Raw genomic sequence first — 17,278 nt, forward strand, 5'->3', positions numbered from 1 at the left:
TCACGCGGCATCCCTGCCGCGTGACGTCCGACTTACCTCAGGCCGAGCTCATCCTCCACTCGCATCGTGCTCGCTGTGGGTTTAAAACCGCGACGATGAGGCTTTGGGTGCAAGGAGGGAGGGCTGACTGCAGCAGGCTCCCGGGCAGGGATGGCCGTGCGGCCTCGCTACAGGGACGTATTCATGCCGGTGCGCAAAGCAGTCACCCCCCCTGAAACCTGGCACCTGTCATCCCGCGATAATATTCAAATCACTTTTTGTGAGGATCCCTCAGGGGCCGACCTTCTCTTCCGGTCGGCCTCAAGCACGATGGGGCGACCGAAAAGAAGGTCGCCCCTACAGCAATTCAATCCGCACTGGTTTTCATCATCGTTACATCTTTTTTCGAGGCAGATTCCAGTGTTGAACACTGATGGCACAACCTGGTGGCATAGTGAGATGAAAGGAGTAAGGTTTCTCTACCGGCAAAATCCGGTACAGGATTGGCGTCCTGAAATGCATACAGCGACAAATTGAGACGCGCTGGCGTCTTTTTTTTGTCGCAGCCTGAGCATCTCCTATTTTTGCGGTACACTACCGCAGAAAGCCTATGGTGAGCTGGCAAGGGGCTTCTCATGAAGCACCGGGAACTGTATGCACCGGTACGCCAACCTTGTTCAGCTCGCCACCATGAATTGGCGTTTCTGGTTGCGAAGTTATTTAATTGCATATGGATACAAAAATCATGAACTATGGAATGGCCGATACATCAATCCTGGAAACTAACGAACTATGCGATCAGTGTCGCGCGCTGGCTTTTGCTATCACCGAGTTAACACATCCCATTGCACGTGATGTGCTGCTGTGGGTTTTAGTGGAGCGCCTGGATTTGTTGGGGTTACGTTTTGAAGACGAAGAGTTAGTGCTGCAACTGGCCTGATTAAGTTAAAATACTTGATATTAGTGAAGCCCGTCGCATATCAGCACGGGCTTTTATGCCACTGTCTATAATAATCCTATAAAGAGCAACGATAATATTCTTTAGTGGATTCGTTAATAACACCCCAAACATCAACCTCTAGACTAAAATTAACATTAGCCAAAAGTGCGTTTTTTCAAAACAATAAAATATCTCTCTTGAACATATTTTCGATTGCTATAACCTGATTGCAAACTGAACTCTTTCTTCTAAAGATGCTAAGGATTAGCTCTCAACATTCAGGGATGACCATGTACTATAGCGATTCAATTATCACTTCGATGCAGGCCGAAAAAATCCTGGCGCTGAAGCTGGAACATGCACTTTCCGGCGTGAAAGATAACTTTATCGAACAGGCAAAACAGATGAGTTCCGGCGCGCAGCGTCTGGCATTTTACACTTCGTGTTTTACCGAAAATTATCAGGATATCTGCGCAAACCTAAGGCATGAGGAAGTCAGGTTTATTCAAGGTGCCTTTCAGTTTTTTAAAGACCGTAACATCATATTCTTGATGATTAAAATTTACATTGAGCTACTGATTAATAAGCATGATGATAAAAAAATATCGAACTTACAACGTTTGCTAATAGGTGCTAACGTTAAAGTTTCATCAATACATCTTAATAGGGAAGCATTCATAGCCGCAATAACTACAACCATATTCCTTAGTTTCAGGACTAGCACACTGATAAGTAAATACTCGAATAAGATAGCTGCACTTTCAACAAGTATCTTAAGTTACAGTGGGTTAGTTCAAAAATCTGCTGATAGTGCAAACCAACTCAAATCATTTAATTCAGTATACTATGCTGCACTGTATGCCAGGAAACTTGAAATGATGTATTTTATTATAGAGCCTGTAATTAAAAAAACACCCTTATCTACAATGACAACCTTATCTGACATGGACATTGTAAAAAAAATTGAAGAGATGATTTAATAATGAAATCATTTTTTAAAAGGTGGATTAAAATTCAGCTATCCCATTTCCTCTGGGGAGAACTACCTGTCATTGTTATTTTTATTTTCGCAATACTGGCATTAGCTTACTTCCCTGACCTTGCGGGATGGGCAACAGCCATCTTTGCCATTTTCATAATTTTTATTGTTTTCAAATATCTCTAATTACGCTGAATCATTTCAACATTTCATAAGGATATCACCATGTCTATTCCCGCTTATCTTTGGTTAACCGACGAAAATGGTTCGCCAATTGTCGGAGGATCTCTGGTGGCTGGTCGCGAAGGCGCTATTGAACTGCAATCGGTCACGCATAACATCTGGATACCCACAGATGGCAATACCGGCAGGCTGACCGGCACCCGAGTTCACGCCCCCATTACCGTACAAAAGGAATTTGATCAGACCACTCCGCTACTCTATCGTGCACTCAGTCAGGGCAGAATACTGCAATCGGCGACGCTGAAAATGTATCACATCCTCGATGCAGGTTTAGAAGGAGAATACTTTAACGTCATTCTTGAGAAGGTAAAGCTGGTGGCGATTACCCCGCACCTGTTCCCTAGCGGAATGACCAGCACGCATTTGGAGGAGATCCAGATGCGCTATGAAGCAATCACCTGGAAGCACTGCAATGGCAATATTATCTATAAAGATTCCTGGAATGAGCGCTGCGTGGCATAGAGACGGGCCAGCCAGACCCGCCCCCACATAAAACCTCCCCCGAGTTTCCCCCTCGTAGAGGCGGGGCATGCCCCGCCAATCGAAACGCACGAGAGTTTAATGGTCCTACCAATTCAGAAAAAATCTGAATCCCGTCCACAGAAAACTAAAAAACTGCGCGCTGCGATTGTCTTTTCTGCACAAAATATTAACTATCAGCCCCTGAAAGCCGTAGATGCGCTGAATTGGTCGGACCGAGTTCAGCGGCGGAAATCCCTTCCACCAGCAGGAGCTGCCCAGACATGACCACCCGCGCTGACCACCTGGCGAGCCGCATTCAGGCGCTGATCGCGCAGCGACAGCTGGCCCCCGGCAGCCGCCTGCCTGCGGAGCGCAAGCTGGCGCAGGAGCTGACGGTATCACGCTCTTCGCTGCGCGAAGCACTGCAGAAGCTGGTCGGCGAAGGCGTCCTGTTCAGCCGCACCGGCGGTGGACACTTTCTGTGTGATGCGCCCTCGCCGTGGTCTGAACAGCGTATTGTGCAGCCGCTGAAAGCGCTGGTCGCCGCCGATCCGGACTATCGCGATGACATTCTTGAGGCGCGCCACGCCATTGAAGCCAGCACCGCCTGGTTTGCCGCACTGCGCGCCACCGATGCCGATAAAGCAAAGCTGCAAACCTGCTTCGATGCCACGCTGAATTGTACCGAGAGCGATGCCCCGGAGCTGGCGGCGCAGGCCGACGTGCGCTTTCATCTGGCGATTGCCGAAGCCTCGCACAATGTGGTGCTGCTGCAGACCATGCGCGGCTTCTTCGATCTGCTGCAATCTTCGGTGATGCACAGCCGCCAGCGCATTTACAGCGCGCCGCACATTTTTGCCCAGCTGACCGAACAACACGAGGAGCTGCTGCTGGCGATCCTCGCCGGGGAGCCGGAGCGCGCCAGCCGCGCCGCCCGCGTCCACCTCGGCTTTGTCCACAGCACGTTGAAAACCATGCAGGAAGATGATGCCCGGCAGCAGCGCAGTACCCGCCTGCCGGACGATACAATCGATACACTCCAGGGAGAGAAACGATGATTATTTCAGCCGGCACCGACTACCGCGCCGCCGCAAAACGCATTCTGCCACCGTTCCTGTTTCACTATATCGACGGTGGTGCCTACGCCGAACATACCCTGCGCCGCAACGTGGATGACCTGGCGAATATCGCCCTTAAGCAGCGCGTGCTGAACAACATGTCCGAGTTGAGTCTGCACACTACGCTGTTCAACGAAACTCTGGCGATGCCGGTGGCGCTGGCACCGGTCGGGCTGTGTGGCATGTACGCACGCCGTGGCGAAGTGCAGGCGGCGAAAGCGGCGGCGGCGAAAGGCATTCCATTTACCCTTTCCACCGTCTCGGTGTGCCCGATTGAAGAGGTGGCTCCGGCGATTAACCGCCCGATGTGGTTCCAGCTCTACGTGCTGAAAGATCGCGGCTTTATGCGCAACGCGCTGGAACGCGCTAAAGCCGCGGGCTGCTCAACGCTGGTGTTTACCGTGGATATGCCCACCCCGGGCGCGCGCTACCGCGATGCCCACTCCGGTATGAGTGGCCAGAACGCCGCGCTGCGCCGCTACTGGCAGTCGGTTACCCATCCACAGTGGGCGTGGGACGTCGGGCTGAACGGCAAACCGCACGATCTCGGCAATATCTCCACCTACCTTGGTAAACCGACCGGGCTGGAAGACTATATCGGCTGGCTGGCGAACAACTTCGACCCGTCGATCTCGTGGAGCGATCTGGAGTGGATCCGCGAGTTCTGGGACGGCCCGATGATCATCAAAGGCATCCTCGACGCTGACGATGCGCGCGATGCGGTGCGCTTCGGCGCCGACGGCATTGTGGTCTCTAACCACGGCGGTCGTCAGCTTGATGGGGTGCTGTCAACGGCGCGTGCGCTACCCGCCATTGCCGACGCGGTAAAAGGCGACATCACCATTCTGGCCGACAGCGGCATCCGCAACGGCCTGGACGTGGTGCGCATGATTGCGCTGGGTGCCGACAGCGTGCTGCTGGGCCGCGCTTATCTTTATGCGCTGGCGACCGCGGGTCAGGCGGGCGTGGAAAACCTGCTGACGCTGATTGAGAAAGAGATGCGCGTGGCGATGACGCTGACCGGCTGTAAAACCATTGCCGATATTTCGCGGGAATCGCTGGTGAACCGCGGCCTGGCATAAGGCTTGCCTCACTTTCCGCAGTGAGCGGAAAGTGAGGCTAACGTTTCCTGAACCCATAAATAACTTAATTGGTTTGCCCGCCAGGAACCGTTATACTGATTATAAATCCATCAGTTATGGAGCGAATCATGACCCACAAATTATCCCCAATCGTCTCGGAGTTTGAGACACAGGAGCAGGCGGAAAGCTATGACCGCTGGTTTCGCGATAAAGTCGAAACGGCCATCAACAGCAAGGCACCGCACTCCCCGCATGATGAAGTCATTGCCGGGGCAAAAAAAATGATTGAACAAGTGAAAGCAAGGAGAAAGCTGGCTTAATGCTCCCCATCAAATGGACTGATGAAGCAAAGAGGGACCTCTACGCACTTATTGCTTTCATTGCTGAAGAAAACCCTTACGCAGCGGAATCGCTGCTCCAGCAATTGCAGGAGTCTATTCTGCCTGTCGCTGAGCATCCCTATATGTTTCGCGCGGGCAGGGTTCCCGGAACCCGAGAAATTGTGGCCCATCCCAATTACATCCTCATTTACAAGGTCCTTAATGATGCCATTCTGGTGCTGGGCGTGCTTCATTCGCGTCGTGAGTATCCGTAGCGCATTATCACTCCCTCTCGCTTTTGTCTGTTTGAACATAAAAGGGCGCACAATCATTCCGCACTGGACACGGACTGTAACGATCAGTACAGTCAATGCTCTTTAGTACACAAGCGGAGTTTTCCATGTCAGCTCTTGTCCCTCCCTTTACCCGTGAAAGCGCCATCCAGAAAGTTCGCCTGGCGGAGGATGGCTGGAACAGCCGCAACCCTGAAAGAGTATCGCGGGTCTACACCCCCGACAGCCAGTGGCGCAACCGCGCCGAGTTCGTCAGCGGGCGTGAGGAGATCGTCTGCTTCCTGACACGCAAATGGGCCAGGGAGTTGGACTACCGCTTGATCAAGGAGCTGTGGGCGTTTGGCGATAACCGCATCGCAGTGCGCTTTGCCTACGAATGGCATGACGATAGCGGCAACTGGTTCCGCTCCTTCGGCAATGAGAACTGGGAGTTTGATAAGCAGGGGCTGATGCAACAGCGCTTCGCCTGCATCAACGATCTGCCGATTAGCGCGGACGATCGCAAGTTCTTCTGGCCGCTCGGCCGCCGCCCGGACGATCACCCCGGCCTGTCTGAGCTGGGACTGTAAGCGATGCGCAGCGTATATCAACGCGAGGACGTGCTGCCGCTGGTGGCGGGCGTATTCCGCGAGCTGGGCTATGACGGCACCAGCATCAGCCGCATTACGGAAAAGACCGGGCTGGGAAAAGGCAGCCTGTATCACTTTTTCCCCGGCGGTAAAGAGGAGATGGCCGCCGCGGTGCTGGCCGAGGTCGACAGCTGGTTTACGCTGAATATCTTCACTCCGCTGCATGAGCAGGCAGCGGCCAGTGCCATCTCTGCCATGTGGCAGGCGGTGGAGAGCTATTTTCACTCCGGCCAGCGCATCTGCCTGCTGGGCGCATTTGCACTGGATGAGACGCGCGACCGCTTTGCCAGCACCATCAGCCGCTACTTCTCGCGCTGGATTGAGGCGCTGACTGCCGCGCTTATTCGCAACGGGCAGCAGGCCGCATCAGCGCGGGAGAACGCTCAGGACGCGGTGCTCGGCATCCAGGGGGCCATCACTCTGTCGCGTGCAATGAACGACCCCGCACTCTTTACTGCCGCGCTGGTGCGCCTCTCGCAGCGCCTGTAACGCGGGTTTCGTACCAGGCAAATCGACCGCCACCCGCTCAATCTGCGGGCTGCCGATGGCGTAAATCCGCAGTGACGGTTATACACAACCTTACGCCTCCTTTCCGCATGATTTTTTTCACTAATTTCAGACAATGCGTCATTTAATAACATCTTAATATTTGCCAATAATAGCCGATAAGGTAGTGTTTACTCTTTACAGAACCCGTGCTTACTGGGGCTACTCATCGTCTTTCCGGAACTTCAATGAAAATCGAACACAGCACGGTTGCTGAACTACGCCGCGAGTTTATGCGCAACGTTGTCGCACCAGTGGTTGCGGTCGTGGTGTTCGCCCTGCTGGGATGCGGATTTACCGCGTACTGGGTAACGGCACAGAGCAATGCGAAAGCAGAAGAAAAACAGCAGCAGGTCATTGAAAATATTTTTGCCCAGCATCTGGCTGATTTTGGCAACCAGCATAAAAACCTGCTGAAAGGCGCGGATTTACTGGTACAGATGGCGAAGCCGGACGAGTTTGGCAGCTGGCTCTACAGCCTCGCCGGTGACAACGAAATCTATCTGATGGACGCGCAGCACCGGCCAATTGCCGCCTGGCTGGCTGGCCGCGCAGCCCCGCTTTCCCGCTATGGCGGTGTCAGTCAGTCGCTAGCCAACTGGCTGCATCCTGCCGGCGGGGAGGATTTCACCCGCGATTTTATCCGCCTGCGCGGGCGGGTGGCGGAAGTGGTCATTGGCAGCCTGCCGGGCGATCGGGCTAATCGCCAGCTGGTGTTTATCCGCTATCTGCACTACAGCTTTATCGATTTTCTTGAACACCGTGGCGTCGTCAGCCGCTTCCGCTTTATCCCCAGCGATCCTGAACAGGCCAACAGCGCCGGTTTTCTGCTGACCTCGCAGCGCGGTATCCCGGTCAGCAGCGTCTCGTGGGAGCCGATGCGCCCGGGCACGCAAATGCTGAAAGTCACCGGGCCGCTGATTGCGGTGGCGATCCTCAGCATTACTCTGATGTGCATCCTGATGACGCACCGCCTGTGGTTCTCCTCGCTTAAACTCTCCAGCTCAATGCGTCGCCTGGCCGCCAGCGAAGCGCACGCCAGGCATCTGGCGCATCACGATACCTTAACCGGCTTGCCAAACCGTGCCTGGATTGAGGAGCAGCTCAACCGTCGCCTCTTCCAGCTGCCGCTAAAGGGCGAAAAACTGGCGCTGCTGCTGCTCGATCTCGACCGTTTTAAAATGATCAACGATACCTACGGCCATCATACGGGTGACGATCTGATCGTCGAAATCGGCCAGCGCCTGTCAAGACTGCTGCCGGGAGAGAATGCCGTGGGCCGTCTCGGCGGCGATGAGTTTGTGGTGATGCTCAGCAAGATCGAGAGCGAACAGCAGGTCGCGGAGATGTGCCAGCAGATCATCACCCAGCTGGCCGCGCCGATGACGCTGCGCGGCCACAAGCTGTGGGTTGGCGTCAGCATCGGCGTGGCGCTGGCTCCCGAGCACAGCACGGACCTGCTAGAGCTGATGCGTAAGGCGGATATTTCGCTGTACGCCGCCAAAGCAGAGGGCGGCGGGCGCTACTGCCTGTTTATCCCAACGATGGATGAAGCGCTGCAAAAGCGTCAGCGGCTGGCCCAGCAGCTGCGTGTGGCGCTGGAAAACAATAATCTCGGACTGATGCAGTGGTATCAGCCGATTATGGATATCAGCGGCACTAAGCTGTTCGCCGTCGAAGCCCTGCTGCGCTGGCAGCACCCGACGCTGGGCGCCATTTCGCCGGCGGAGTTTGTGCCGATAGCGGAGGAGACCGGGCTGATTATCCCGCTCGGCGAGTGGGTGATTGAGCAGGCGTGCAGGCTGGCAACCCGCTGCCCGAAGCTGATCGTCGCAATCAATGTTTCGCCACTGCAGTTCCTGGCGCCCGGCTTTGTTGATACGCTGCGCGAAATTATCACCCGCCACAACGTAAATCCGCGTCAGATCGAGCTGGAAATTACCGAGGGCGTGTTGCTGGAAGATGAGCAGCAGGCGCTGAGAACCATCCGCACCCTGCGCGCGGCCGGGTTCTGCATCGCGCTGGATGATTTTGGCACCGGCTACTCCAGCCTGAATTATTTGATCCAGTTCCCGGTGGATACGATTAAAATCGACCGCGCATTTATCCAGTCGCTGGGGGTACGTGCGAATTCAGCCACCATCGTGAAGTCGGTGATCAACCTCGGTCACAGTCTGGGGATAACGGTCACAGCGGAAGGCGTGGAAACCGAAGAGCAGCGTTTAATGCTGGAAGCCGCCGGCTGCGACCGGCTGCAGGGTTTCCTGCTGAGCCGCCCGCAGCCGGCGGAGCAGTTACGTCAGCTGCTCCTGGAAAAATTCACCTGACCAACGGGCGGACCGAACAAAATGGTCCGCCCCTACAGGACAATATAACCGTAGAGAGCGACCCTTTTTTCCGGTCGCCCCGTGCCAATGATTCGCAGCAAAATTTAACCTAATAAACGGAATAAAATGAAAAAGCTCTCCCTGGCAATAATCATGCTGGCCATCGCACTGCTGACCTGGTGGTTTGGTTTTCGCACTCCGCCGCACGACCCGCACTATGACGCCGCCGCCTGCGTGGCGCTGGATGTGCTGGGCACGCCAACCAGCGAGCAGGATTTTGTCGAGAAAATCCGCACGGTGATCGTCAACGAGAACAACTCATACTCGTTCAAACAGGTGAGCTACGACGACCAGCAGGGCCAGATGTCGATCGCTAAATATCGGGCGTTAAGCGCAGAGCAGAAAGCCACGGCGGCCAAAGACGTCGACAGCTGCATCCGCGTGATCTCCGCCAGCCACTGATTGTCCTCAGGCGAAGCGGAACACCGCAATCGCCTGCTGAAGCGCCTCAGCCTGCTGCTGCTGCTGCTGTGCAACCTCCAGCGTCTCCGCTACGTGCTGCAGGTTGTGCTGCACGCTGCTGTCAATGCTCTCCACACTCTCCTTCATCTGCGTAATACTGCTGAGCTGCTGGTCGTTCATCTGCATCAGTTCCTCAACCAGCTGCGCCAGGCCGCTGATAGTGGCGATCGCTTCCTGCATGGTTTTGCCTGCTGCGGCTACCTGCTCGCTGCCGCTTTGGCTGCGTTCCACCGAGGTGGCGATCAGTGTACGGATCTCCTTCGCCGCGTTTTCACAGCGCATCGCCAGGGTGCGCACCTCCGCCGCTACCACGGCAAAGCCCTGGCCGTGCTGACCGGCGTTGGCGGCTTCTACCGATGCATTAAGCGACAGGATATTGGTCTGGAAGGCGATGCCGTCGATCAACTCCAGAATCACATTAATGCGCCGCGACTCCTGCTCGATCTGCGCCATTGAGCCGATGGCCTGTTCGAGATTTTCACCTCCACGCCGCGCCACCGCATTAGCCTCGTGCGCCAGCTGCTGTACCGCATGGGCTTTTTTGCTGGTCAACGAGGCCGCCGCATTCATCTGCTCCATCGCGCTCGCCGCCACAGCCAGCGCGCGCGCCTGCTCATCGGTGCGCTGCGACAGTGCGGCATTACGTTGCAGAATACTGTCGGACTCCTCCAGCAGCAGCCCGACGCCATCACTGACGCGGTTTAGCGTGCCGTGCATGGCGCCGAGCGTGGTGCTGAAGGTCCGGGCGAACGGCGTGGTGCTGCGGCTGTCTTCCGCCGTCAGCGTCAGGCGGCCCGGCTCGCGGTTGATCCACGCGGCTAACTGCGCCACTTCGCTGGCGGCACGGGCATCCGCCGCCATGCGCTGCGCAATGAAAATCAGAATGGCGGTTTGTGCCACGACGAATACCGCGTGGAACAGCACCATATGAAAACCAGGGTGCGTAAAGCAGACGATGCCGTAAAGGTCGTTTTCCTGCAAATAGTTGAACAGGGCGTGATGAATCGCGGCGGTGGCGGCACCCATCAATAACGGGCGGTAGTCGCGGTAGGCTAGCAGTGCCGAGAGCAGCACAAAAATAGAGAAGTGATATTCGACTTCACCTTCTCCAAGCTGGATCATCAGCGCCGAAAAGGCGATCAGGGTAACGGCAAACCACAGGCGGGTGGCCAGGCTTCCCGGCAGCAGCGCGCGCAGCAGTGTGCTGGCGAACGCCAGCGCGCCGCCGACAATCAGCGCCAGCATCAGCGAATCCATCACCCAGCCCACCACACTGGTGATAGTGAACATCCCCCACACCAGAAACAGCATCAGCAAATCGGCCTGGCGCCAGATTTTTTCCAGCGAGATAACTTCTACCGCCTGACCATTGCCCTGCTGAAACGTTGTAGCGTCCATAGGTACCCCAAAAAGAGAGATTATTGAGCAGATCATCGGCACGCGCTGGGTAAACATGAATCACTGCGAGGCTTTTTGTGATTGCGCTCACCTTTCAGCCAATGAAAAAGGGACCGCGAGTTAGGCGGTCCCTTTAGGCAGGAATTTTCTTTTATAAAAGATTAGCTGAAGTTACTTTTGGCATCATCTTCAGTAATCTTTACTATTTCTCTTTCTGTCCGCTACCTGAGGTAGTCGCCGAAAAAGGTGCTGCGTGAGTAATTTCCCTGGTGAGGCGGAATATTTGCCTTGCCAAACTGGCGAGACGAAATGATATTAGTGTGATCTTGTTCACGGCTTCGTCTGATGGGTGACACCATAAGCGTTTTTGGCACCCGAGGGAACGGGGGGAAAACACTCTTGAAAAAAAGGCAAATTAATGATAATTACCCCTCAGTAATATGCAGGTTATCTTATTAATTTTTAGTCAAATAATGAGTGCACGAAGCCAATGAAGATCCTTGTTACCGATACACCCGCTGCTGCTGATGAAGAGTACGTCATCGACAGCCTGTGGGCACATAATGCAAAAATAACGCCGGTGGATATCCACCCGCTGTTTATCACCCTGCGTGATGACGACAACCAAATCTACGCCGGGCTGGTTGCCAGAACCTGGTGGGGTGGACTGGAAGTTCAGTATTTATGGGTCAGCGATGCGTGCCGGGGGAAAGGGACCGGTCGTGACCTGATGCAAACCGCCGAAGCAGAAGCCCGCAAGCGCGGCTGCCATATGGCGTATGTCGACACCTTTGATTTTCAGGCGAAAGGTTTCTACGAAAAATTAGGTTATGCGCCTTACGGTGAGCTGGGCGATTACGCCCATCTGCACACCCGCCACTACCTGGCAAAAAAACTCTGACCGCACGCCCCCAGGAGGAAAATGGAATTGTCACCGGATAAGCCCGCATCCAGCTTCAGCGCATTGATTGCGATGATGGAGCATTTAACCGATCCCTGGGGGATTAAAGATCCCGAATCGCGCCATCTGTATATGAACCGCGCCGCATACAGCTACACCAATACGCCGGCGGATTTTAATATTGAAGGTCGCCTGGACAGCGAGTTTCCCGCTGCCTGGGCCGAATGCGAAGATGAGCTGATCGAACACGACCGCCGCACTCAGGCTTCTAACAGCCGGGTGGCGGTGATTGAGACCCACTACTGGTTCGGTCAGAAAACCTTAACGCCGTACGTCAGCGAGAAGCTGCCGCTGTATGACGAGCGCGGCGAGTATATCGGCGTAGCCTGGAATGCCAGGATCCTCGATACCATGTCGCCACTGAAATACATCACCCAGCAGAAGCCGGGGGTGCTGACCACCGAAGTCAGCAGCGATCTGTTCACCCGCTCCGAGCTAGATACGCTGTTTTTAATGCTGCAGCGCCTGTCGACCAAGGAGATTGCCCGCATTTATAACCTCAGCCATCGCACGGTAGAAAACCGTATTTACAACATCTACCAGAAAGCTGGCGTACATACGCTGAGTCAATTTGAAGAGTACTGTCGCCACACCGGGCTGGACAACTTTATACCGGACCGCCTGATCGAAAAGGGCATTCAGTTTATTTAACTTTTAAGCAAGGAACCTCTCTGTGATCCGTATTGAAGATTACCCGCTCGAGCGCGTGCCGGACAATAAGCGCGTCTCATTTCTCAGCGTTGCGGTGGTGCACATGGGCATGCTCACCGCGCTCGATCAGTTTATGCTCGGCGCCGTGCTGGGCGACTCCATGAGTCTGGCCTCGGCCTTTATCGCTATTCTGGCCGGCAGTGTGATTTTCGGTATTGTCACCTACGGACTGGGCTATGCCGGGATGCGCGAAGGAATTTCCGGCAGCCTGCTGGCGCGCTGGTGCGGATTTGGCCGTATCGGGTCGGTGCTGATTGGCCTGGTGGTGGCGGTCAGCCTGCTGGGCTGGTTTGGCATTCAGAATGCTATCTTCGCCAAGTCGCTGAACTTTGCGCTTGGCGGCGTGCTGGGCTTCCCGCTGGCGGCCAGCCTTTCCGGCCTGCTGCTGACGGTGCTGGTCACCTTTGGCTTTAAGGCGCTACGCGTCACCGCACGCATTGCCGTGCCGCTGTTTATCTGCCTGGTCGGCTTTATCTCCTTCCATACCCTGGCTGGCCACACCCTGCAGCAGATTATCGACCTGCCGCCAACGGGCAGCCCGCTGACCATCAGTGCGGCAATCACCATGGTGGTGGGCGGGGCGATTGTTGCCAGCCTGATGACCCCCGACCTGACGCGCTATTCGCGCTCGTCGAAGCACGTGGCGGGTATCACCCTGATGACCATTATTGCCGGGGAGTTTATCGTGAACGGGCTGGCGATTATGATTGCCCGCACGCTGCAAACCGCTGATGTGGTGACGATTATGTCGCAGGTCGCGGGCGGGGTTGGCCTGCTGGTGGTGATCCTCTCCACCCTGCGCGTCAATGACCTTAACCTTTACTCTTCGTCCCTTGGGGTGATAAACGCCGTTGAGGGCATCTGCGGCGTCAAGCTGCAGTACCGTTACACCACGCTGGTGATTGGCCTGCTCGGTACGCTGCTGTCGGTGCTGGGCATTCTCGACCGCTTTGTCGACTTCCTGACGGTACTGGGCGTGGTGTTCCCACCGATCCTCGGTATCATGCTGGTCGATTATCTGCTGCTGCGCAGCCATCGCGCCGCACTGGATAGCAGCCGCGCCGCCGGCAAGCTGCCAACGGATGCCGAGACGCCGGTGATTGGCTGGACGGCGATTGTCGCCACGCTGATAGGAAGTGTGATTGGCCTGATGACCGAGTGGGGCGTACCAACCATCAATTCGCTGCTGGTGTCCTGTGTGATCTACATCGTGCTGTCGCTGGCGCTGCGCCGCAACCGCGTGGTGCAACCTTCCGTATAAATGTTCAGGGCGACGCACGCTGCGTCGCCCTGCTGTTCCTGATTACTTCACGCGCTCAGGCAGTAAATCAATCGTCTGGCTGCGCCTCTTCATCACGCTGTTCAGCAGTACCCAGGCACAGCTTGCCACCAGCCCCGCCAGAGCAAACAGAACCGCAATCAGCATCCGCTTCGGACCATCACGCTTAATGGGCTCGTAAGGCGCACGCATGTACTTGAACGGCTCAACGGTCAGCTCATCAATTTTCAGGTTGTTCAACTTTTCAATATACAGGCGTCGGTTTTGCAGGTCAGCGCTCAGTTGCGACGGGTCGGTAATGGACTTCTCAATCGCCAGTTTACGCTCCAGACCGTCGGCCCCCAGGGTGACGGAAAAGTCCGGGTCGTCCTGAATGGCAGTGCCATTGCTCCAGGAAGGTTTTTTCAGACCGGCAGAGCGGGCGATATCGAGGGCATACTGCAGGCGGTCAAGCTTAATCTGATGCAGATTTTTCGCCTGCACTAAATCAAATTCATAGCGCCCAATCTCTTTGCCTTTCAGCATATCAACCTGATATTTCAGGCGCTGATGCAGCTCCTGCTCCACCACCGTGGTGACATAGTTGATATAGCCTTCCAGCAGGTCGCGTGCGGCGGTGGGCGTTTCGGCGGTGTATTTGATCTCGTAATAACGGTACTCTTTTTTATCACCGTCTTTGTCCTGCACCGAACTGTGCGAATCGATATTGCCATTGAGAATGGCATTGATCAGGTGATTACGCATCTCCGGGCTGTCGGCTTTGTCCTGCACCAACTCTTTAAAATAGGTAGTGTTAACCAGATATTTTTCGCGCAGAGTGCGTGAATCGAAGTTGCGCATAAAATCAGACAGCAGCGAGTCCGGGTTGATATCGGTTTTGATATTCAGCACCGCCAGCTCGGTCAGTACCTTTTCCATGCTGCGCAGCTGCGGCGCTTCGGCAGGTACCAGCACAGTGGAGCTGGTCCAGCGCTGCGGCATCAGATAGCTGACGCCAATCCCCGCCAATAATGCCAGCATGGTAAAACCCGCAATCAGATACTTTCGCTTTAGAATAATAGAGAGCAGCTCAAGCAGATCAATTTCGTCATCGGGGTGAGAATATGAATGACCAGAATTTTCGATACGCCGGGGGTGCGAATGCTCGTCAGAGGTGATGTAACTCATAGGTTCCTTTCCTGTAATACTTGCAATAGCTCAGGGCGGGAGACACAGCGACCATACGTTAAACAATTGATATTTAACGAAATACATCACATTACTGCCATCACATCCCTTGATGGGCATTAATGTAACACAGACCATTCTTATTTTAAAAATAAAATTAACCGCAAATTAATCGTTAACAAAAAGTTATTTACTGGCAAAAAAGAATTAATAGGCTTACATAGCTTGCGTCTTATTTGCTCGCGACAAGCCAAGAATTTTCCTAGTATAGCAAGTGTATTTACCCGGCGGCGAAGCATTATCGCTCCGCCGCCGGTTGCAGCATTACTTCGCGTAAGCTTCGGTGCTGACGTGGATTTTCACCTCATCACTGACTGCCGGAACATACTTGTCGAGCTTAAAGTCAGAACGTTTGATGGTGGTTTCAGCATCAAAACCTATTGCCTGTTTTTTCACCATCGGATGCTCACCCTGCTTGTTCAGCACCGCGTGCAGGATCACCGGTTTGGTGATGCCTTTGATGGTCAGGTCACCATACACGTCCAGCTTGTTCCCGCCTTTGCTGACCACTTTGCTACTGCTGAAGGTCGCCGTGGGGTATTTCGCCACGTTAAAATAGTCCGCGCCTTTAAACTCGCTGGTCAGCGCCGCTACGTGCGTATCAATAGTGTCAATCGGCAGGCTAACCTGTACTTTCGATGCCGCCACGTTGGCCGCATCATAGGTAATTAAACCAGTAACGTTAGAGATATCCGCCGTGGGGTTAGAGAAACCGAAATGGTTCCAGGAGACCACCACGGCGGTATGGCCCGGGTCGATATCATAATTTTGTGCTGCGGCCATGGTGAACTGAGAATAGAGTGCGGCGCTCATCAGCAGCGGCAGGGCGATCTTTTTCATTGCAGACATTCAGGGGCATCCTGTTAGTAGAGTGACCTTTGAAGTCTGCAAGAGAAAGCGCGCCAGTGATATTGAAGATATTTGACCGCGACGTTCAAAAAAGCCACCTAATACCGGCAGGTTAATATCCCAATAAATTACTGTTTATAGTAGTGATTATATTTATTACGTCCGCCCTTTATACGGCCCGACCGCCACTGAATCACGCAGCACCAGCTGGCCATTGAATGCTGGCAGCGGTGCGGTTGGCTGACCATCCAGCATCAGCACCAGTTTTTCCAGCGTGTGTTTGATCATCTCGCCAACCGGCACATGTACCGTGGTCAGCGGCGGCACAAAGAAGGAGGCCATCGGGATATCATCAAAGCTGAGCAGCGACACATCCTCAGGAATGCGTTTACCGCTGGCGTACAGCGCCCGCGCCGCGCCAATTGCCATATCGTCGTTGCTCGCCACCAGCGCGGTAAATTCAACTGCGCGCTGCAGCAGCTGCTGTCCGGCTTCAAACCCGCTAAGCGGTGTCCAGCTGCCGTGAGCGACTAGCCGTTCATCAAACGGCAGATGATGCGAATGCAGAGCCGCACGATAACCGTTGAGTCGGCTGGTGCCGGTCGGCGAACCGGGCGAGCCGGCAATAAACGCGATGTCGCGATGCCCCTCGGCGACCAGGTAATTAACTGCATCAAAAGTATTTTGCTCGTGGGCGGCAAAGACGCAGTGCTGCGGATGCTGTTGCAGCTGACGATTGACGACAATAATCGGCTTGCTGGTTTGCTCAATAATCTCATCCAGCTCGGCGGTATTGAGAAAGCGCGGATAGATAATGATCGCATCACAGCGCAGATCGAGCAGGAACTCGATGGCCTGGCGCTCCTGACGGGCGTCATGCTTGCCATCAGCGAGGATCAGCTGGCGCCCATGCTGCTCGGTGACGGTGGCCGCCTGAAATAACAGTTCACTGAAATAGGGGCCGTTATATAAGGTATTGGTCACCACCAGCCCGATATTTTGCGATTTACTGGTGGCCAGATTGCGCGCCAGCAAATTAAGACGATAGCCCGTCTCTTCAATCGCCTTAAATACTTTATCCTGGGTAGTTTTACTGACGTAACTGTTTCCCGCTAATACCCGGGAAACGGTGGCTTTTGATACGCCCGCTTTTTTCGCAACATCCAGCATAGTAATCATTGAGGCATCCTGAAGACTAATTCCTGTTTGCCATAATACCCTGTTTTATCACCTGCCCCAACCTGATGTAGTAACAGCATGAAATTATTAGCTTTGTTGAGGTTCACTGTTGCCCTCCTTCGACTTTAATGCTGATAGATCCGTGAGTTAATAATAATTAAACTCGCTGATAACCTGCAGGTAACCTGATTAAAGATATATCTATTACCAGCATAAAACTGAGGTTTTACTCGG

At 54.4% G+C, this 17,278-nt stretch carries 18 protein-coding genes; 14 read left to right on the forward strand and 4 right to left on the reverse strand.

The features are described from left to right. The first annotated feature begins 724 nt into the window (after window positions 1-724). The 11 genes from QLG07_RS11805 to QLG07_RS11855 all read left to right on the forward strand — a co-directional run bounded on the left by QLG07_RS11805 (window position 725) and on the right by QLG07_RS11855 (window position 9,380). Window positions 725-919: a hypothetical protein gene (locus tag QLG07_RS11805; RefSeq protein WP_282469278.1), complete on the forward strand. Its 195-nt coding sequence runs from the start codon at window positions 725-727 to the stop codon at window positions 917-919. 290 nt (window positions 920-1,209) lie between these two features. Then, window positions 1,210-1,899 carry a hypothetical protein gene (locus QLG07_RS11810; RefSeq protein WP_282469279.1) on the forward strand — a complete coding sequence of 230 codons (690 nt, stop codon included), beginning with the start codon at window positions 1,210-1,212 and terminating at the stop codon, window positions 1,897-1,899. A 224-nt stretch (window positions 1,900-2,123) separates the two neighbouring features. Beyond that, on the forward strand, window positions 2,124-2,603 hold the full coding sequence (gene tssD, locus QLG07_RS11815; RefSeq protein WP_187497458.1) for a type VI secretion system tube protein TssD: 480 nt from the start codon (window positions 2,124-2,126) through the stop codon (window positions 2,601-2,603). A gap of 281 nt (window positions 2,604-2,884) precedes the next feature. Beyond that, window positions 2,885-3,661 (forward strand): transcriptional regulator LldR, encoded by a 777-nt coding sequence (gene lldR, locus QLG07_RS11820; protein WP_048914669.1) that lies wholly within the window; start codon window positions 2,885-2,887, stop codon window positions 3,659-3,661. After that, window positions 3,658-4,803 carry an FMN-dependent L-lactate dehydrogenase LldD gene (gene lldD / locus QLG07_RS11825; RefSeq protein WP_133622773.1) on the forward strand — a complete coding sequence of 382 codons (1,146 nt, stop codon included), beginning with the start codon at window positions 3,658-3,660 and terminating at the stop codon, window positions 4,801-4,803. The genes lldR and lldD overlap by 4 nt, the downstream gene beginning before the upstream one ends. A 128-nt stretch (window positions 4,804-4,931) precedes the next feature. After that, window positions 4,932-5,123: a stability determinant gene (locus tag QLG07_RS11830; protein WP_282469280.1), complete on the forward strand. Its 192-nt coding sequence runs from the start codon at window positions 4,932-4,934 to the stop codon at window positions 5,121-5,123. After that, window positions 5,123-5,398, forward strand: a complete 276-nt coding sequence (locus tag QLG07_RS11835; RefSeq protein ID WP_133622771.1) for a type II toxin-antitoxin system RelE/ParE family toxin — start codon at window positions 5,123-5,125, stop codon at window positions 5,396-5,398. Before QLG07_RS11830 ends, QLG07_RS11835 begins: the two co-directional genes overlap by 1 nt. A 125-nt stretch (window positions 5,399-5,523) precedes the next feature. Beyond that, window positions 5,524-5,985 carry a nuclear transport factor 2 family protein gene (locus tag QLG07_RS11840; RefSeq protein ID WP_048914667.1) on the forward strand — a complete coding sequence of 154 codons (462 nt, stop codon included), beginning with the start codon at window positions 5,524-5,526 and terminating at the stop codon, window positions 5,983-5,985. 3 nt (window positions 5,986-5,988) lie between these two features. After that, window positions 5,989-6,534 carry a TetR/AcrR family transcriptional regulator gene (locus tag QLG07_RS11845; RefSeq protein ID WP_282469281.1) on the forward strand — a complete coding sequence of 182 codons (546 nt, stop codon included), beginning with the start codon at window positions 5,989-5,991 and terminating at the stop codon, window positions 6,532-6,534. A gap of 245 nt (window positions 6,535-6,779) precedes the next feature. After that, a complete protein-coding gene (locus QLG07_RS11850) occupies window positions 6,780-8,918 on the forward strand; it encodes an EAL domain-containing protein (RefSeq protein ID WP_230049657.1) in 2,139 nt (712 codons plus the stop codon). Between the two features lie 126 nt (window positions 8,919-9,044). Continuing rightward, window positions 9,045-9,380: a hypothetical protein gene (locus tag QLG07_RS11855; protein WP_048914664.1), complete on the forward strand. Its 336-nt coding sequence runs from the start codon at window positions 9,045-9,047 to the stop codon at window positions 9,378-9,380. Window positions 9,381-9,386: 6 nt separating this feature from the next. Here the strand turns inward: QLG07_RS11855 and QLG07_RS11860 are convergent, their stop codons facing one another. Continuing rightward, a complete protein-coding gene (locus QLG07_RS11860) occupies window positions 9,387-10,838 on the reverse strand; it encodes a methyl-accepting chemotaxis protein (RefSeq protein WP_187497041.1) in 1,452 nt (483 codons plus the stop codon). A 490-nt stretch (window positions 10,839-11,328) separates the two neighbouring features. Between QLG07_RS11860 and QLG07_RS11865 the strand changes: the two genes are divergently transcribed. The 3 genes from QLG07_RS11865 to QLG07_RS11875 are packed head-to-tail and all read left to right on the forward strand — an operon-like array spanning window position 11,329 to window position 13,771. After that, window positions 11,329-11,739 (forward strand): GNAT family N-acetyltransferase, encoded by a 411-nt coding sequence (locus QLG07_RS11865; protein WP_048914663.1) that lies wholly within the window; start codon window positions 11,329-11,331, stop codon window positions 11,737-11,739. Window positions 11,740-11,760: 21 nt separating this feature from the next. After that, window positions 11,761-12,450, forward strand: coding sequence for a PAS and helix-turn-helix domain-containing protein (locus tag QLG07_RS11870; protein WP_062818080.1), 690 nt, complete (start codon window positions 11,761-11,763; stop codon window positions 12,448-12,450). 22 nt (window positions 12,451-12,472) lie between these two features. After that, entirely contained in the window at window positions 12,473-13,771 is a 1,299-nt protein-coding gene (locus QLG07_RS11875) for a cytosine permease (RefSeq protein WP_048914661.1), read from the forward strand. Between the two features lie 42 nt (window positions 13,772-13,813). Here the strand turns inward: QLG07_RS11875 and wzz(fepE) are convergent, their stop codons facing one another. From wzz(fepE) to QLG07_RS11890, 3 genes are all read right to left on the reverse strand, one after another. Then, window positions 13,814-14,956: an LPS O-antigen length regulator Wzz(fepE) gene (wzz(fepE), locus tag QLG07_RS11880; protein ID WP_099754408.1), complete on the reverse strand. Its 1,143-nt coding sequence runs from the start codon at window positions 14,954-14,956 to the stop codon at window positions 13,814-13,816. 324 nt (window positions 14,957-15,280) lie between these two features. After that, window positions 15,281-15,865: a YceI family protein gene (locus QLG07_RS11885; protein ID WP_187497043.1), complete on the reverse strand. Its 585-nt coding sequence runs from the start codon at window positions 15,863-15,865 to the stop codon at window positions 15,281-15,283. A gap of 156 nt (window positions 15,866-16,021) precedes the next feature. Next, window positions 16,022-17,044 carry a LacI family DNA-binding transcriptional regulator gene (locus QLG07_RS11890; RefSeq protein ID WP_282469282.1) on the reverse strand — a complete coding sequence of 341 codons (1,023 nt, stop codon included), beginning with the start codon at window positions 17,042-17,044 and terminating at the stop codon, window positions 16,022-16,024. Window positions 17,045-17,278 lie beyond the last annotated feature (234 nt).

The organism is Erwinia sp. V90_4 (genome assembly GCF_029967685.1).
Classification (GTDB): domain Bacteria; phylum Pseudomonadota; class Gammaproteobacteria; order Enterobacterales; family Enterobacteriaceae; genus Erwinia; species Erwinia aphidicola.

Excerpts from the sequence above, each read along its gene's own strand:
- QLG07_RS11890 (WP_282469282.1), bottom strand. The coding sequence starts at position 17,044 with ATGATTACTATGCTGGATGTTGCGAAAAAAGCGGGCGTATCAAAAGCC.
- QLG07_RS11860 (WP_187497041.1), bottom strand. The coding sequence starts at position 10,838 with ATGGACGCTACAACGTTTCAGCAGGGCAATGGTCAGGCGGTAGAAGTT.
- QLG07_RS11835 (WP_133622771.1), top strand. The coding sequence starts at position 5,123 with ATGCTCCCCATCAAATGGACTGATGAAGCAAAGAGGGACCTCTACGCA.
- QLG07_RS11830 (WP_282469280.1), top strand. The coding sequence starts at position 4,932 with ATGACCCACAAATTATCCCCAATCGTCTCGGAGTTTGAGACACAGGAG.
- QLG07_RS11850 (WP_230049657.1), top strand. The coding sequence starts at position 6,780 with ATGAAAATCGAACACAGCACGGTTGCTGAACTACGCCGCGAGTTTATG.
- QLG07_RS11865 (WP_048914663.1), top strand. The coding sequence starts at position 11,329 with ATGAAGATCCTTGTTACCGATACACCCGCTGCTGCTGATGAAGAGTAC.
- QLG07_RS11885 (WP_187497043.1), bottom strand. The coding sequence starts at position 15,865 with ATGTCTGCAATGAAAAAGATCGCCCTGCCGCTGCTGATGAGCGCCGCA.
- QLG07_RS11805 (WP_282469278.1), top strand. The coding sequence starts at position 725 with ATGAACTATGGAATGGCCGATACATCAATCCTGGAAACTAACGAACTA.
- QLG07_RS11810 (WP_282469279.1), top strand. The coding sequence starts at position 1,210 with ATGTACTATAGCGATTCAATTATCACTTCGATGCAGGCCGAAAAAATC.
- lldD (WP_133622773.1), top strand. The coding sequence starts at position 3,658 with ATGATTATTTCAGCCGGCACCGACTACCGCGCCGCCGCAAAACGCATT.
- QLG07_RS11855 (WP_048914664.1), top strand. The coding sequence starts at position 9,045 with ATGAAAAAGCTCTCCCTGGCAATAATCATGCTGGCCATCGCACTGCTG.
- QLG07_RS11840 (WP_048914667.1), top strand. The coding sequence starts at position 5,524 with ATGTCAGCTCTTGTCCCTCCCTTTACCCGTGAAAGCGCCATCCAGAAA.
- QLG07_RS11870 (WP_062818080.1), top strand. The coding sequence starts at position 11,761 with ATGGAATTGTCACCGGATAAGCCCGCATCCAGCTTCAGCGCATTGATT.
- tssD (WP_187497458.1), top strand. The coding sequence starts at position 2,124 with ATGTCTATTCCCGCTTATCTTTGGTTAACCGACGAAAATGGTTCGCCA.
- lldR (WP_048914669.1), top strand. The coding sequence starts at position 2,885 with ATGACCACCCGCGCTGACCACCTGGCGAGCCGCATTCAGGCGCTGATC.
- QLG07_RS11845 (WP_282469281.1), top strand. The coding sequence starts at position 5,989 with ATGCGCAGCGTATATCAACGCGAGGACGTGCTGCCGCTGGTGGCGGGC.